Below are 14,264 nucleotides of genomic sequence, written 5' to 3' on the forward strand. Positions count from 1 at the left end.
CGGGTTCGGTGTGGATTGCGACATCTGCACCGGCTACCAGGAGGCCCTCGTGTCCCACCGTAATGCCCCCTTGTCTGAAACCGGCAGGCTCCGACTGGCCCGGTGCGTCGTCGAGGACCGATGGCCGCTGCGCCGTGCCGCAGAGCGGTTCCAGGTCGCGGTCACCACCGCGAAACGCTGGGCCGATCGCTACCGCGCCGACGGCGTCGCCGGTATGACCGACCGCTCCTCACGGCCCTGGACCTGCCCACACCAGACACCCACCCGACTCGAGCGGCGGATCATCAAGGTCCGGGTAATCCGCCGGTGGGGACCGGCCCGCATCGCGTATCTGCTCGGGCTGAACCCGTCCACGGTGCACCGGGTCCTGGCCCGGTACCGATGTTCCCGGCTGACTCATCTCGACCGGGCCACCGCCCGGCCGGTCCGCCGTTACGAGCACGACGCCCCCGGTGACCTGGTGCATGTCGACATCAAGAAGCTGGGCAACATCCCCGACGGTGGAGGGCATCGGGTCACCGACCGTGCCACCGGTCTGCAGAACAGGAAAGCCACCACCGCAACTCGCTACCGCTACGGCAAACCCAAGATCGGGTCCAGCTATCTGCACAACGCGGTGGATGATCACTCCCGGCTGGCCTACAGCGAAATCCTGCCTGATGAAACCAAGGAAACCGCGGTCGCGTTCTGGTCACGAGCCCACGCGTTCTTCGCCGCTGCCGGGATCACCGTCGCGCGGGTGCTGACCGACAACGGGTCCTGCTACAAGTCCTATCTCTGGCGCGACACGCTGCGCGAGGCGGGCATCGTCCACAAACGCACGCGTCCTTACCGGCCGCAGACCAACGGGAAGGTCGAGCGGTTCAATCGCACCCTCCTCGAGGAGTGGGCCTATGCACGCCCTTACCGCTCAGAAGGGGAGCGCCGCGAGGCTTATCCGGGGTGGTTGCACACCTACAATCATCACCGCGGCCACACCGCACTCGGCGGCAAACCACCCGCCACCCGCGTCCCCAACCTCACCGGGCACTACATCTAGGCGCCGACGGCTCCGCAGCCCCGCGAGCCGGTGCGAACGGCCGCGTGACACTAGACACTTCCAGGTAGCGGCGAACCTACGCTTCCGCCATGGCGACCCAACTTTTGGCGTCCTCCGACGTGATGAGCTACGTCAGCGAGCACTCGCAAGCCGAGGACGAGATCCTGCGCGAACTGCGCGACGAGACGGCGGCGCTGCCCATGGGGGCGGCGATGCAGGTGTCCGCGGAAGAAGGCCGGCTGCTCGCGATGCTGGTCAAGCTCACCCGGGCGCGCCTGGTGGTGGAGGTCGGCACCTTCACCGGTTACAGCTCCCTCTGCATGGCCCGCGCGCTGCCCGACAGCGGGCTGCTGATCACCTGCGACGTGACCGACCGCTGGCCGGCGTTCGGCAGGCCCTACTGGCGGCGCGCCGGCGTCGAGGACCGGATCGACCTGCGGATCGCGCCCGCGACCGCGGTGCTCGACGCGCTCTTCCACGAGTACCGGCCGGGCACCGTGGACCTCGTGTTCATCGACGCCGACAAGACCGGGTACGCGACCTACTACGAAGCCGCCCTCGGGCTGCTGGCTCCCGACGGCCTCATCGTCGTGGACAACACGCTGTTCTTCGGCCGCGTCAGCGACCCCGAGGCCCAGGACCCCGACACGGTCGCCATCCGCGAGTTCAACCGCTTCGTGCGCGACGACCCGCGCGTGGAGATCTCCTTGCTGCCGATGGCCGACGGCATCACGCTCATCCGCAAGGTGGGCTGAGCCGGACCGAAGGCCGCCACGTCCCGACCGTGGCGGCCTTCTTCCGTGCCCGGGAAACCCGGTGGGACGACGAAAGAGGCCCGCCCCGGTTCACCGGGGCGGGCCTCTTCTCGGTCGTGCTCAGCGCACTCCGGCGGGTTCGGTGAGGTCGGGTGCCACCAGGGTGACCGTCGTCGGCTCTTCCTGCGGCACCGGCTCCAGGTGCAGCCGCTGCAGGCCGGGGACCTCGCCGTCGGGCAGGACGGCCGTGCACGCGCACGCGTCGTCGGCGAACCCGGCGAAGCGGTAGGCGATCTCCATCATCCGGTTGCGGTCGGTCGGGCGGAAGTCCGCGACCAGGTGCGCGTCCGCGTTCGCGGCCTGGTTGGCCAGCCAGCGCAGGATGATCGAGCCCGCGCCGAACGACACGACCCGGCACGACGTCGCCAGCAGCTTGAGGTGCCAGAACTCCTCGAACGTCTCGAGCAGGATCACCCCGACCGCGCCGTGCGGCCCGAACCGGTCGCGCATGCTGACCACCAGCACCCGGTGCGACGGGTCGTCGAGCAAACCGCGCAGCTTCGCGTCGGAATAGTGGATGCCGGTGGCGTTCATCTGGCTCGTGCGCCGGGTCAGCTCTTCCACCCGCGACAGCTCGGTGTCGGTCGCCGGCAGGATGGTCATCCGCAAATCCAGCGAGCGCAGGAAGTCCTCGTCCGGGCCGGCGAACCCGGCCTGGGCCTCCTGGCGGCGGAAGGAAGCCTGGTACATCTGGCGCCGCCGCCGCGAGTCGACGGTGACCGTTTCCGGGCTGAACTCCGGCCGTCCCGCCAGCTCCAGCACGTCCTCCGCGCGGTAGGTGCGCACCTGCGGGTGGTGGTAGGTGACCTCGGCCAGCTCGCTCTCGCGGTCGTCGACGAACGCGATCGTCTCGAGGGCGTACTTCAGCTCGTCGGCGATCGCCTTGACCGACTGCGACTTCGCGTGCCAGCCGATCTGCGGCAGCACGAAGTACTCCGCGAGGCCGAGTTCCTCCAGCCGCGCCCAGGCGTGCTCGTGGTCGTTCTTGCTCGCGACCGACTGCAGGATGCCGCGCTCGTCGAGGGTTTTCACCAGCTGCCGGATCTCGTCGGGGACCTCGACCGCGCCGTCTTCGAGCAGCGTGCCGTTCCACAGGGTTCCGTCGAGGTCCCACACCAGGCACTTGACCATGGTCGTGCTTGCCACCGGAGTTCTCCTCAGTCGCCGGAATTCACGAGGACACGGGTGTGCCCCGCCAGGATGAGCTGGCAGATCTCGTTGCTGCCTTCGATGAGTTCCATCAGCTTCGCGTCGCGGTGCGCCCGGGCGACCACGTGGCCGTCCTGGGCGGCCGCCGACGCCAGCACCTGCACCGCCGCGCCCGAGCCGCGGGCCGCCGCGGTCGAGCTGACGTACTTGGCCAGCACGGTCGCGACCACCATCTCGGGCGAGCGCTCGTCCCAGGCCCGGCTCGCGTGCTCGCACACGCGTGTCGCGGCCTGCTCGTCGGCGTACAGGTCGGCCAGGTGCCGGGCGACGAGCTGGCGGTCGGCCAGCGGCAGCCCGCCCTGGCGGCGGTTCGCCGCGTGCGCGCCGGCGGCGGCCAGGCAAGCTCGCAGGATGCCGACGCAGCCCCAGGCGACCGAGATCCGCCCGTAGGCCAGGGCGGTCGTGATCAGCATGGACAGCTCGACCCCACCGCCGCCGAGGACCACCGAGCGCGGCAGCCGGACGTCCCGGAGCCGGACGGTCGAGTGGCCGGCGGCGCGGCACCCGCTCGGGTACGGGACGCGCTCGACCGTGACGCCTTCGGCGTTCGTCGGCACCACGACCGCCGTGCCGAGGCCGTCGAGCTCGCCGACGACCACGATCAGGTCCGCGTAGGCCGCGGCGGTGATCCACACCTTCTCGCCGTTGACCACGACGTCGTCGCCGTCGGCGCGGACGGTGGTGGCCACCGACGACAGGTCGCTGCCCGCCGCGGGTTCGCTGAACGCCACCGCGGCCAGGTCACCGGAGGTGAGCCGGCCGAGGTAGTGGGCGCGCTGGGCGCGGTCGCCGAAGCGCTGGATGGTCCAGGCCGCCATGCCCTGCGACGTCATGACGCTGCGCAGGGAGCTGCACAGCGAGCCGGCGTGCGCGGTGAACCATCCACTGTGGAGGCTGCTCGCGCCGAGGCCGCCGAACTCGGCGGGCACCTCGGCGCACAGCAGTCCCCGGGCGCTCAGCGCGCGCAGCAGGTCCTCGGGCAGCAGGCCGTCGACGTCCCAGGCCGCCGCCCGATCGCCGACCCGCGCGGTCAGCTCGGCGGCGGCCGCTTCGAGGGGGTTGTCACTCATCGAGCAGACGTCCCACGAGCGAGGTCATGCCCTCGACGGTGCGAAAGTTGTCCAGCTTCAGGTCCGGGCCGACGATCGCGATGCCGTAGGTCTGCTCGAGGAACACGACCAGCTCCATGGCGAACATCGACGAGACCAAGCCGGTGCGGAAGAGGTCCTGGTCGACCGGGACGTCCTGCTTGACGCGCCCGGCCAGGAACTCCCGGATCTCCCGCGTCACGGCCTCCGGCGTGCGCGCCGGGGTTGCGGTGGTGGAGACGTCGTTCACTCAGAACACCTTCCCGTACTCGTAAAAGCCCCGTCCGGTCTTCCGGCCGAGGTGGCCGTCGGCCACTTTGGACTGCAGCAGCGCGCAGGGTGCGTGGCGTGGGTCGCCGGTGCGTTCGGCGAGCGCCCGCAGCGCGTCCGCGAGGTTGTCGAGGCCGATCAGGTCAGCGGTGCGCAGCGGGCCGGTCGGGTGGCCGAGGCAGCCCTGCATGAGCTCGTCGACGGCTTCCACCGAAGCGGTGCCCTCTTCGACCACCCGCGCCGCGTCGTTGATCATCGGGTGCAGCAGCCGGCTCGTGACGAACCCGGGCGAGTCCCGCACGACGATCGGGCGGCGCCGCAGCCGTTCCAGCAGCCCCAGCACGGCGTCCAAAGTGGACTGCCCGGTCCGCGGACCGCGGACCACCTCGACGTTCTGGATGAGGTAGGCCGGGTTCATGAAGTGCGTGGCCAGCAGGTCCGCGGGACGCGTGACCGCTTCGGCCAGCTCGTCGACCGGGATGCCGGAGGTGTTGGTGATCAGCGGCGTCCCCGGCGCGACCAGCGCCGACAGCTCGCCGAGCACCTGGGCCTTGACCTTGTCGTCTTCGATGATCGCTTCGACGACCGCCGTCGCGTCCTTCGCCGCGCTCAGCTCGGCCGTCGCGGTGAGCTCCGCTTCGGCGACGTCGGGGAACGCGCCCATCAGGCGGCCGTGCCGCAGCTGCTGGGCCACGCGCCGCTTCGCGGTTTCCACCGCCTCGCCGTCCACTTCGACCAGGGTGACCGGAACCCCGTGTCCCAGCGCCATCGCCGTGATGGCGGAGCCCATCACCCCGCCTCCGATCACGGCCGGCCGATCCTGCGCCCGCTCGCCCACCGCGCCTCCCGAGTATCCGGTTTTCTCCCTTGTGCCAAGGGAGCGTCGGTCACCGCGGCCGCACCGGTCAACGAACCGCCCGCATTACTAATGTTTTTCGTCCGGCGCGCCGGGCCCCGGGTCGGCCCGCAGCACGCCCAGCGCGGCCAGGTCACCCATCCACGTGCGCAGCGAACCGGCCAGCTCCGCCGGTTCGACGTCGCAGGTGCGCGCGAGCGCGAGGGCCGCGGCTCCGGGCTCCCAGTCGTGCTGGGCCAGCGCGATCCACATCGCCGCGCCGAGACCGCTCGCGAGCACGCGGTGCTCGCCGCTGGGCAGCACCATTTCGAGCACGCCGGTGTCGTCGACGATCACCGCTAGCCCGGGTACCGGACGCATGGCGCTCCCCCGGGGTCGACGCGGCGGTTCCCGGTCACAGGGCCGGTTCCGGGGTGTGCAGGCCGTCGGGAAACCGCTCCTGCAGCTGGGTGCGGCCGCCGACCCCCAGCTTGCGATAGACGCTCGTCAGGTGGATCTCGACGGTCCGCACGGCCAGCTGCAGCGAGTCGGCGATGGTCCGGTTCGTGGCTCCGGTCGCGGCCAGATCGCCGACGCGCCGCTCCCCCAGCGTCAGCGCGTCGGTCACGTTGCCCGTCACCGGGTAGGTGCGGCCACCGGCCGCGGTCACGCCCGCACGCGCCTCCTCGGCCCGGCCCCAGAACCCGGACCGCACCGAGAGATCCACGGCGGCGCGGAACCGCCTGCGTGCGCTCTGGTGGTCCCCGGTGCGCAGGAGGGCCTGTCCCAGCGCGGTTTCGGCCTCGGCGAGGTGCCAGGACGCGGCCGTCCCGGCGAGGACGTCGGCCGCCGCGGTGAGCCCGTCGACCGCCGAGCCGCCTTCGGCCACGAGCCCGCGGCCCAGTAGTGCCAGGCCCCGGGCGGACGGGGTTCCCCACCGGCGCGCCAGGCTTTCCCCGTGCGCGACGAGCTCGGCCGCTTCGGCCCGCCGGCCGAGCCGGACGAGCACGCGGGCGCCGTCGAGCCACCACGGGACGAACAGCGGGTTGGCCGCACCCTCCCCGGCCAGCTCGTCGCCGCACCGTCGCGCGTGGACCAGTGCGGTTTCGAGGTCGCCGCGCGCCTCGGCGAGCCGGGCCCGGGCGAGCAGGTGGGACGGGAAGCGGAGCACGGACGCGTCGCAGCCGTACCGGTCGGCCCTGGCCAGCGCGGCGGCCGCGGCGCCGGTGTCACCCTGGTGCAGCAGCACCACCGCCTGGGCCACGAGTGGCGAGGTCGCGAGCTCGGCGCGGTCGTCCTGCTCGGCGGCGCGCACGGCCGCCGACGCGTCCGACAACGCGCGGGACAGGTCCCCGACGCCGCACGAAAGCCACGAGTGCGCGGTCAGCGCCACGACTTCCGACCAGCCGGTGTCACCGCGCACCGGGCCCGGCGAAAGGCCGCCCAGTGCGTGCAGCGCCTCGTCGACCTCGTCGGCGGCGAACAACACATACGCGGCCAGCGAGCCGGCCCAGCGCACCGACGGCTCCGGCCGCTCCAGGGCCCGCCGCGCACAGGACACGGCGAGGCCGCGGTCGGTGCCTCGGATCATGTGCGCCGTCGCGGCCAGCGCCAGCGCGGTCACCTCGGCCGGGGTCTGCCCGGTCAGCGCGGACATGGCGGGCAGCCGCGGGCCGACGAGCGCCAGGGAACCGGCCTGCTCGAACGCCACCGCGGCCAGCGCCGCCTCCAGCTCCGTGCGCAGGCTCCGGTCGGCGTCCCCGCCCGGGTCGGCGTCGAGCTGCGCGAGCGCGCCGGTCAGCAGCGTGGTCGCTTCGGCCGCCTCGCGAGCCGACAGCGCGGCGATGGCCAGCTGCAGCGAGATCCGGGCGCGACTGCACGTGTCTTCGGCCAGCCCGGACATCCCGGCGAGCGTCGCGTACGCCGCCAGCGGGTCCCGGACGCCGACGAGCCGGGCGAACTCGATCCGCACTGGCATGTCCTGCGGCCGGTCCGCGACGAGCACGCCGAGGAACCGGGCGGCGTCGTGCGGCCGTCCGGCGCGCTCGGCGGCGCGGGCGGCTTCGGCGAGAACGTCCCGCATCCAGCGTTCCGGCAGCTGACGGCGGCCGACGAGGTGCTCGGCGACGTCTTCGGGGGCGCGGCCGTGGTCGTTGAGCAGCCGCGCCGCGGTCAGCCGCAGCGGGTCCAGCCGGCGTTCGGGGACGCCGGCCAGCACCGCCTCGCGGATCGCGGGTGACGCGAGCTCCCGGCCGTCCGCGCGCAGCAGGTGTTCCGCGGTCAGGACGCCGATCGCGTCCGCGGCCAGCGGTTCGGGCACCCCGCCGAGCAGGCCGGCGAGCTCGACGTCGGGCTCGCCGAACACCGCCACGGCCTCGGCCACGCTCCGCACGTGCCAGGGCCGGCCGGCGAGCACCCGTTCGACCAGCCGGGCCCGGGAGCCGGGCGCGAGCACACGGGCGCGGGCCAGTGCCCGGTCATCCGGCACCAGGCCTTCCCGGGACAGGGCGGCGCACACCTCGCCGAGCAGCGCCGGGTTGCCGCCGGTCAGCTCGGCCAGCCCGGCGGCGAAGCCGGGCCGGGGCCGGACGGGCCACCAGGCGGCGACCACCTCGTCGACGCCGGCCTCGTCGAAGGGCGTGAGATCGAGGGTCGCGACGTCGCCGGGCGGCAGCGTCATCGGGGGCCACGGCAGCCGGTCGGTCGGCCGCTGCGCGACCACCACGAGCAGGCGCTGTTCCGCGCCCCGGTGCGCCTGGTGGGCCAGCACCCGCAAGGAGGCCTCGTCACAGTGGTGGAAGTCGTCGAGCAGGATGACGACGGGGCCCCGCGCGGTCAGGTCGGCCAGGCGGCGGCCCAGCCGCCGCGAAAGCAGCGGCACCGGTGTCCGGTCGTGGCCCGCGGCGTCCGGGAGCAGCCCTTCGACCGCGGTGCCGCCGCCCGGGCGGCGGCACGTCCCCGACAGCACGATCGCGCGGTTCCCGGCCGACCGCGCGAACTCCGTCAGCAACGCCGTCTTGCCGGTGCCGGTCGCCCCCCGCACCCGGACCAGGGTCGCCGAGCCCGCGCGCGCGTTGGCGAACGCCGAATCCAGGTCCGCCAGCTCGCGCCGGCGGCCCACCACGCGGCCGGCGGCACCGATCACCTCCGCCATGTCACCCCACTTTCACGGAAGGCGGCGTCCGCCCAGTCCCTCGTCGTCGGCGCCGTGCCACATCTCCGCCGCGTACGGCGTGTCCGGCACGAGGACGCGGCTGGGCGTCCCGGCCGCGGCGACCGCGGGCAGTTCACCGAGGCCGCTCTCGATCCAGCCGAGGTCGCTCATCAGCCGCCGCATGAGCGGGGTGTCACCGTGGATCCGGTGCAGGGACTGGATGGCGCGGCGTAGCTCGGTCGCCTTGCGCCGGGCTGCGGTGAGCGCGTCGGCAGTCATCGGGACTCCTCTCGGCGGCCCGGTTCCCGGGACACGACCGGACCTCGTGCCGCACCGAGGTTAGGTCGTGGATCACCCGGAAAACCCCGGACATCGTCCGGCTGCCGCACCTTTCGCGCGGCAACACTAGGGAATCCGTGGTCCCGGAAGGGATTCACTGGTGAGCCCGACACCACGCCGAAGGGATACGCTCTCGTGAACATCGCGGACAACGCCACGACGTCGTGGATCCGCCGTTACCACCCCGCGCCGGGCGCGGAGACCCGGCTGGTCTGCTTTCCCCACGCCGGCGGCTCGGCCAGCTACTTCCACCCGGTCTCGGCCAGGTTCGCGCCGGGCGTCGACGTCGTTTCGCTGCAGTACCCGGGCCGGCAGGACCGCCGCCGGGAGCCGAACGTCGAGTCGATCGCCGGCCTGGCGGACCTCGTCGCGGACGAGCTGGCCGCGCTGTCCGACAAGCCGACCGTGTTCTTCGGCCACAGCCTGGGCGCGATCCTCGCCTTCGAAACCGCCTGGCGGCTCGAACAGCGCGGCGTGCGCGCGCCCGGCGTGGTCATCGCGTCCGGTCGGCGCGGCCCGTCGACCGTCCGCGACGAGCGGATCCACGAGCGCGACGACGACGGCGTGCTCGACGAGGTCCGCGAGCTCAACCGGCTGGACGGGACGGTCATCGGCGGCGACGAAATCCTGCGGATGGCGCTGCCGGCCATCCGGGCCGACTACCGCGCGATCGAAACCTACGCCTGCCCGGCCGGCCGTCGCGTCCGCTGCCCGGTCACCGTGCTGATCGGCGACCGCGACCCCAAGGTCACCACCGAAGAGGCGCGGAACTGGGGCGAGCACGCCGAGGGCGGTGTCCGCGTGGAGGTCTTCCCCGGCGGGCACTTCTTCCTCGCCCGCCACCAGAGCGCGGTGAACGCCGAAATCGAACGCGAGCTGCGCGCGCTCGCGACGCCCGCCGTGGGTTCCGGCACCGCGGGATGAGCCGCGGCGCAGCGGGAAAGACGGCCCGGCGCGGCGCGGCGGTCGGCGGGCGCCGCGGCATTGCATTCCGGACGTGATTCAACATAAAGTAACATCGGCAACCACACAGTCCGACATGGCGGGGGTCGCGGGTGTACGCGGAAGAGCGTCAGCAGCTGATCCTCGAGCGTGCCCGCTCCCACGGCCGGGTCGACGTGGCCGAGCTTGCCGGCGAGTTCGCGGTGACGACGGAGACGATCCGCCGCGACCTCACCACCCTCGAACGCTACGGATCGCTCCGCCGCGTGCACGGCGGGGCGATCCCCATCGAACGCCTCGGCTTCGAACCCGCACTGAACACGCGGGAAAGCGTGATGACGGTGGAGAAGAAGCGGATCGGCCGGGCCGCGCTCGCCGAACTCCCCGCGGAGGGCGCGATCCTGCTCGACGCGGGCACGACCACCGCGCACCTGGCCGAAGCGCTGCCGGTCGACTGCAACCTCACCGTGGTCACGAACTCCATCGACATCGCGCTCACGCTGTCCAAACGCCCGCACCTCACGGTGATGCTGGTCGGCGGCAGACTGCGCGCGCGCACGCTGGCCTCGGTCGACTCGTGGGCCCTGCACTCGCTGAGCGAGACGTACGTCGAAGTGGCTTTCATGGCCACCAACGGGTTGTCCGTCGAACGCGGCCTCACCACCCCCGACCCGGCCGAGGCGATGGTCAAGCGCGCGGCCATCTCCGGCGCCCGGCGCGTCGTGCTGCTGGCCGACCACACCAAGGTCGGGAACGACCACTTCGCCCGGTTCGCCGAACTATCCGAAGTGGACACCTTCATCACCGACGGCGGCATCGATTCGACGGTGGCCGCCGACATCGAGCGTGAAGGCGTGCACGTCCGGACCGCCTGAGCTACCAGCGCACCGGCAGCTCGTACAGTCCGAAGAGGACGCCGTCGTGCTTGAACTCGAGCTCGTCGGCGGCCAGCGCCAGCCGCAGCCGGGGCACCCGGTCGAACAGCGTGCCCAGCGCGACCTCCATCTCCAACCGGGCCAGGTTCTGCCCGATGCACTGGTGGATCCCGTACCCGAACGCGACGTGGTGGCGCGCCGAGCGGGCCGGGCAGAACTCCCCCGGGTCGTCGAACACGGTGCCGTCGTGGCCGGCGGCCAGTCCCAGCGGCGCGACACCTTCGCCGCGGCGGATGAGCTGGCCCGAGATCTCGAGGTCTTCGGTGGCGACGCGGAGACTGACGACGTCGGAGATGGAGTAGAAGCGCAGCAGCTCTTCGACGACGCCCTCGTGCCCGATCCACTGTGGATTGTTCAGCAGCGTGACCACGCCGAGGGACAGCATGTTCGCGGTGGTCTCGTGCCCGGCGACGAGCAGCAGCATGGCCACGCCGAGCAGCTCGTCGTCGGCCAGCGCGCCGCCCGCGATGAGCCGGCTGATGAGGTCGTCGGCGGGCTGCGCGCGCTTCGCCGCGATCAGTTCGGTCAGGTAGGTGTTGATCTCGCCGAGCGCCGCTTCCCGTTGCCGGGCGGTCGAAGCGAGGCTGACCAGGACGCGCGTGCGCGACTCGAAGTGCTCGTGGTCCTCGTAGGGCACGCCGAGCAGCTGGCAGATGACCAGCGACGGCAGCACGAGGCAGAAGGCGGAGACCAGGTCGGCGGAGTTCCCGGCGGCGAGCATGGCGTCGATCCGCTCGTCGACGACGCGCTGGATGCCCGGCCGCAGCTCGCGCACCTTCCGCACGGTGAACTCGGGGATGAGCAGCTTCCGGTACCGGGTGTGCTCGGGCGCGTCCATGGCGACGAACCAGCCGGGCAGCGCCTCGGGCGCCCCGCCGGTGGCGGGGAAACCGGGCTTCGCGGGGTCGGAGCTGAGCCGGGGGTCGGTCAGCGCGGCCCGCACGTCTTCGTGCCGCGCGACCAGCCAGACGGGAGTGCCGCCGGGCAGCACGGTCCGGCAGAGCCCGGGCCGGGCCCGCAGGTCCGCGTAGCCATCGGGCGGAGTGACCTGGCCGGGCGCCCGCCGCGGGAAGTCGACGACGCCGGGTTCCGTACTCACCATGCCCCGTGTTCTACCGGGACGCACCTCCGCTGTCCCGCCTCGCGGCCGGAAGTCTACGAAAACCCGTGGGCCGGGCCGCGGTGCGGCCGCGGCGAGCCGGGTGAAGTGTGCGGATTCCCCGAGACTTCCGGCCCGGTGCTGGGTGGCCGCGGCCGGCCCGGGGTTGACTGGCCCTCCCCCGCGCGAGCGGGGTCGAGAAGGGGAGCCGGACGACATGCGGATGGCCGAACTCAGCGCGGAATCGGGTGTTCCGGTCGCGACTGTCAAGTTCTACCTGCGCGAGGGCCTGCTGCCCGCGGGCCGGCGGGTCGGGCCCAACCAGGCACACTACTCGCCCGATCACGTCAAGCGGCTGCGGCTCGTCCGCGCGCTGCGCGAGATCGGCGGGCTGTCCCTGGCCGCGGTGGCCGAGGTGCTGTCGGCGCTCGACGCGGGTCGCGCCGCCCCGTTCGTGCTCGGTGTCGCGCAGGACGGGAAAGCCGCCGTCCGGCCCGTCGGCGGACCCGCGCGCAACTGGGCCCTCGGCCTGGTCGCCGAACTGCTCGGCGAAGGCGCCGACCACACCGACCCGGCGGTCGCCGGCCTGGTCACCATCCTGACCGTCTGTCACGGCCTCGGCCAGGACGCGGTTTCCGGACGGCTCGCCGAGTACGCCGAACTCGCCCGCGCGGTCGCGGCGGTCGACGCGGCCGTGATCGGTGACGCCGGCCCGGTCCGGCACCCCGGGGAGACCGCGCTCGTCACGGCCCTGCTCGGCGAGCCGCTCTTCGCCGGGCTCCGGCACGTCGCCCTCGTCAACGCGCTCGCCGCTCCGGCCCAGGCGTAGCGGACCGGCACGGGTGCCGGTCCGCTACGCCCGCGACGTCAGGACTTGCGCCGCAACGGGCTGCGGCCCGCGTACTCCGCCGCCGTTCCGAGATCTTCCTCGATCCGCAGCAGCTGGTTGTACTTCGCCGTGCGGTCCGCCCGCGACAGCGAGCCCGTCTTGATCTGCCCGCACTCCACCGCGACCGACAGGTCCGCGATGGTGGTGTCCTCGGTTTCGCCGGACCGGTGCGAAAGCACGACCCCGTACCCGGCCCGCGCGGCGACCTCGACCGCGTCGAGCGTCTCGGTGAGCGTGCCGATCTGGTTGACCTTCACGAGGATCGCGTTCGCCACACCCTGCTCGATGCCCTGCGAAAGCAAGCCCACATTGGTGCAGAACACGTCGTCGCCGACGAGCTGGATCTCCTCGCCCAGGGCCCGCGTCACCAGCTGCCAGCCGGCCGTGTCGTCCTCCGCCATCGCGTCCTCGATGGACGCGATCGGGTACCGGGCCACCAGGTCACGCAGGTACGCGGCGTGCTCCGACGCGGACCGCTTCACCCCTTCGCCGCGGTAGTGGTACACGCCGTCTTCGTAGAACTCCGACGCGGCCAGGTCCAGCATCAGCGCCACGTCCTCCCCCGGCACGTACCCGGCCTTCTCGATCGCGCGGACCACGAAGCCCAGCGCCTCGTCGGCCGTGCCCAGCTGCGGGGCGAAGCCGCCCTCGTCGCCCACGTTCGTGTTGTGCCCGGCGTCGCGCAGGATCCCCCGCAGCGTGTGGAACACCTCCGCGCCGGTCCGGACCGCCTCCGCGAAGCTCGACGCGCCGACCGGCGCGATCATGAACTCCTGGAAGTCGATGCCGTTGTCGGCGTGCGCGCCGCCGTTGACGATGTTCATCATCGGCGTCGGCAGCAGGTGCGCGTCCTCCCCGCACAGGTGCCGGTACAGCGGCAGCACGTGCGACTGCGCGGCCGCCTTCGCCACCGCCAGCGACACCCCGAGGATCGCGTTGGCACCGAGGCGTGCCTTGTTCGGCGTGCCGTCCAGCTCGATCATCGCGCTGTCCACAGTGGCTTGCGACTGGGAGTCCAGCCCCTCGACGGCGACGGCCAGCTCGCCGTTCACCGCGTCGACCGCCTTCCGGACCCCCTTGCCCAGGAACCGGTTCGGGTCGCCGTCACGCAGCTCGACGGCCTCCCGCGTGCCCGTCGACGCGCCCGACGGCACCGCCGCCCGGCCCAGGGAGCCGTCGGCCAGCACCACGTCGACTTCGACCGTCGGGTTGCCGCGGCTGTCCAGGATCTCCCGGCCGGTCACTTGGACGATGGCAGTCATTTCGCTCCTCAGCGCACGGCCCCGCCGTGCTTCGGGTTCAGGGAAGGCCGGCGGGACGAACACGGCGCGGGCGGGACGACGTCGTCACCTGACCCCGGCCGGACCGGTGTCCTCCCGTTCTACCGAGCCACCACCCTGGAAAACACCAGCATCGGGCCGTGAGGACGCCGTGGAGCGCGCCGAATCGGCTAGCGTGCGCCGGAAACCACCCCCGAGTCCGAAGTGGAGCCCCACCATGCCCATCGCGACCCCCGAGGTCTACGCGGAGATGCTCGACCGGGCCAAGGCGGACGAGTTCGCCTACCCGGCCATCAACGTGACCTCGTCCGAGACCGTGAACGCCGCCATCCGCGGGTTCGCCGAGGCGGAGAGCGACGGAATCATCCAG

The 14,264-nt window shown here is 72.5% G+C and carries 15 protein-coding genes; 6 read left to right on the forward strand and 9 right to left on the reverse strand.

Annotated elements, in window-relative coordinates:
• Window positions 1-49: 49 nt before the first annotated feature.
• Together ACZ7OH_RS41820 and ACZ7OH_RS41825 are read left to right on the forward strand one after the other, a co-directional pair.
• Window positions 50-1,039 carry an IS481 family transposase gene (locus tag ACZ7OH_RS41820; protein ID WP_470285977.1) on the forward strand — a complete coding sequence of 330 codons (990 nt, stop codon included), beginning with the start codon at window positions 50-52 and terminating at the stop codon, window positions 1,037-1,039.
• An 89-nt stretch (window positions 1,040-1,128) separates the two neighbouring features.
• Window positions 1,129-1,794, forward strand: a complete 666-nt coding sequence (locus ACZ7OH_RS41825; RefSeq protein WP_470285964.1) for an O-methyltransferase — start codon at window positions 1,129-1,131, stop codon at window positions 1,792-1,794.
• 120 nt (window positions 1,795-1,914) lie between these two features.
• Here the strand turns inward: ACZ7OH_RS41825 and ACZ7OH_RS41830 are convergent, their stop codons facing one another.
• The 7 genes from ACZ7OH_RS41830 to ACZ7OH_RS41860 form a co-directional block, all read right to left on the reverse strand.
• Entirely contained in the window at window positions 1,915-2,985 is a 1,071-nt protein-coding gene (locus ACZ7OH_RS41830) for an HAD-IIIC family phosphatase (protein WP_470285978.1), read from the reverse strand.
• Between the two features lie 26 nt (window positions 2,986-3,011).
• On the reverse strand, window positions 3,012-4,133 hold the full coding sequence (locus ACZ7OH_RS41835; RefSeq protein WP_470285965.1) for an acyl-CoA dehydrogenase family protein: 1,122 nt from the start codon (window positions 4,131-4,133) through the stop codon (window positions 3,012-3,014).
• Window positions 4,126-4,401 (reverse strand): acyl carrier protein, encoded by a 276-nt coding sequence (locus ACZ7OH_RS41840; RefSeq protein WP_125310472.1) that lies wholly within the window; start codon window positions 4,399-4,401, stop codon window positions 4,126-4,128. The genes ACZ7OH_RS41835 and ACZ7OH_RS41840 overlap by 8 nt, the downstream gene beginning before the upstream one ends.
• Entirely contained in the window at window positions 4,402-5,259 is an 858-nt protein-coding gene (locus tag ACZ7OH_RS41845) for a 3-hydroxyacyl-CoA dehydrogenase family protein (RefSeq protein ID WP_470285966.1), read from the reverse strand.
• Between the two features lie 87 nt (window positions 5,260-5,346).
• Window positions 5,347-5,637 carry a hypothetical protein gene (locus ACZ7OH_RS41850; RefSeq protein WP_470285967.1) on the reverse strand — a complete coding sequence of 97 codons (291 nt, stop codon included), beginning with the start codon at window positions 5,635-5,637 and terminating at the stop codon, window positions 5,347-5,349.
• Window positions 5,638-5,671: 34 nt separating this feature from the next.
• On the reverse strand, window positions 5,672-8,410 hold the full coding sequence (locus tag ACZ7OH_RS41855; protein WP_470285968.1) for an AAA family ATPase: 2,739 nt from the start codon (window positions 8,408-8,410) through the stop codon (window positions 5,672-5,674).
• A gap of 12 nt (window positions 8,411-8,422) precedes the next feature.
• A complete protein-coding gene (locus ACZ7OH_RS41860; RefSeq protein ID WP_470285969.1) occupies window positions 8,423-8,689 on the reverse strand; it encodes a hypothetical protein in 267 nt (88 codons plus the stop codon).
• A gap of 195 nt (window positions 8,690-8,884) precedes the next feature.
• Here ACZ7OH_RS41860 and ACZ7OH_RS41865 point away from each other — a divergent pair, with 195 nt between their 5' ends.
• Both ACZ7OH_RS41865 and ACZ7OH_RS41870 read left to right on the forward strand, forming a co-directional pair.
• Window positions 8,885-9,673 carry a thioesterase II family protein gene (locus ACZ7OH_RS41865; protein ID WP_470285970.1) on the forward strand — a complete coding sequence of 263 codons (789 nt, stop codon included), beginning with the start codon at window positions 8,885-8,887 and terminating at the stop codon, window positions 9,671-9,673.
• 131 nt (window positions 9,674-9,804) lie between these two features.
• The gene (locus tag ACZ7OH_RS41870; RefSeq protein WP_470285971.1) at window positions 9,805-10,566 is read left to right on the forward strand and encodes a DeoR/GlpR family DNA-binding transcription regulator; all 762 of its coding nucleotides are present in this window, start codon (window positions 9,805-9,807) and stop codon (window positions 10,564-10,566) included.
• A 1-nt stretch (window position 10,567) separates the two neighbouring features.
• Here the strand turns inward: ACZ7OH_RS41870 and ACZ7OH_RS41875 are convergent, their stop codons facing one another.
• Window positions 10,568-11,728: a cytochrome P450 gene (locus ACZ7OH_RS41875; RefSeq protein ID WP_470285972.1), complete on the reverse strand. Its 1,161-nt coding sequence runs from the start codon at window positions 11,726-11,728 to the stop codon at window positions 10,568-10,570.
• Between the two features lie 220 nt (window positions 11,729-11,948).
• On the opposite strand from ACZ7OH_RS41875, the gene ACZ7OH_RS41880 reads away from it, so the two are divergent.
• Window positions 11,949-12,554, forward strand: a complete 606-nt coding sequence (locus ACZ7OH_RS41880; protein ID WP_470285973.1) for a MerR family transcriptional regulator — start codon at window positions 11,949-11,951, stop codon at window positions 12,552-12,554.
• Window positions 12,555-12,592: 38 nt separating this feature from the next.
• On the opposite strand, the gene eno is transcribed toward ACZ7OH_RS41880, so the two are convergent.
• Complete coding sequence (gene eno / locus ACZ7OH_RS41885; RefSeq protein ID WP_470285974.1) at window positions 12,593-13,876, reverse strand: phosphopyruvate hydratase; 1,284 nt, start codon at window positions 13,874-13,876, stop codon at window positions 12,593-12,595.
• A gap of 235 nt (window positions 13,877-14,111) precedes the next feature.
• Between eno and ACZ7OH_RS41890 the strand changes: the two genes are divergently transcribed.
• Window positions 14,112-14,264: class II fructose-bisphosphate aldolase (locus ACZ7OH_RS41890; protein WP_470285979.1), on the forward strand; the 153-nt coding region annotated here is incomplete at its 3' end.

This window comes from Amycolatopsis sp. NPDC114478, assembly GCF_055633805.1.

Coding starts and splice junctions, on each gene's coding strand:
- ACZ7OH_RS41825 (WP_470285964.1), top strand. CDS start 1,129: ATGGCGACCCAACTTTTGGCGTCCTCCGACGTGATGAGCTACGTCAGC.
- ACZ7OH_RS41830 (WP_470285978.1), bottom strand. CDS start 2,985: ATGGTCAAGTGCCTGGTGTGGGACCTCGACGGAACCCTGTGGAACGGC.
- ACZ7OH_RS41835 (WP_470285965.1), bottom strand. CDS start 4,133: ATGAGTGACAACCCCCTCGAAGCGGCCGCCGCCGAGCTGACCGCGCGG.
- ACZ7OH_RS41850 (WP_470285967.1), bottom strand. CDS start 5,637: ATGCGTCCGGTACCCGGGCTAGCGGTGATCGTCGACGACACCGGCGTG.
- ACZ7OH_RS41855 (WP_470285968.1), bottom strand. CDS start 8,410: ATGGCGGAGGTGATCGGTGCCGCCGGCCGCGTGGTGGGCCGCCGGCGC.
- ACZ7OH_RS41860 (WP_470285969.1), bottom strand. CDS start 8,689: ATGACTGCCGACGCGCTCACCGCAGCCCGGCGCAAGGCGACCGAGCTA.
- ACZ7OH_RS41875 (WP_470285972.1), bottom strand. CDS start 11,728: ATGGTGAGTACGGAACCCGGCGTCGTCGACTTCCCGCGGCGGGCGCCC.
- ACZ7OH_RS41880 (WP_470285973.1), top strand. CDS start 11,949: ATGGCCGAACTCAGCGCGGAATCGGGTGTTCCGGTCGCGACTGTCAAG.
- eno (WP_470285974.1), bottom strand. CDS start 13,876: ATGACTGCCATCGTCCAAGTGACCGGCCGGGAGATCCTGGACAGCCGC.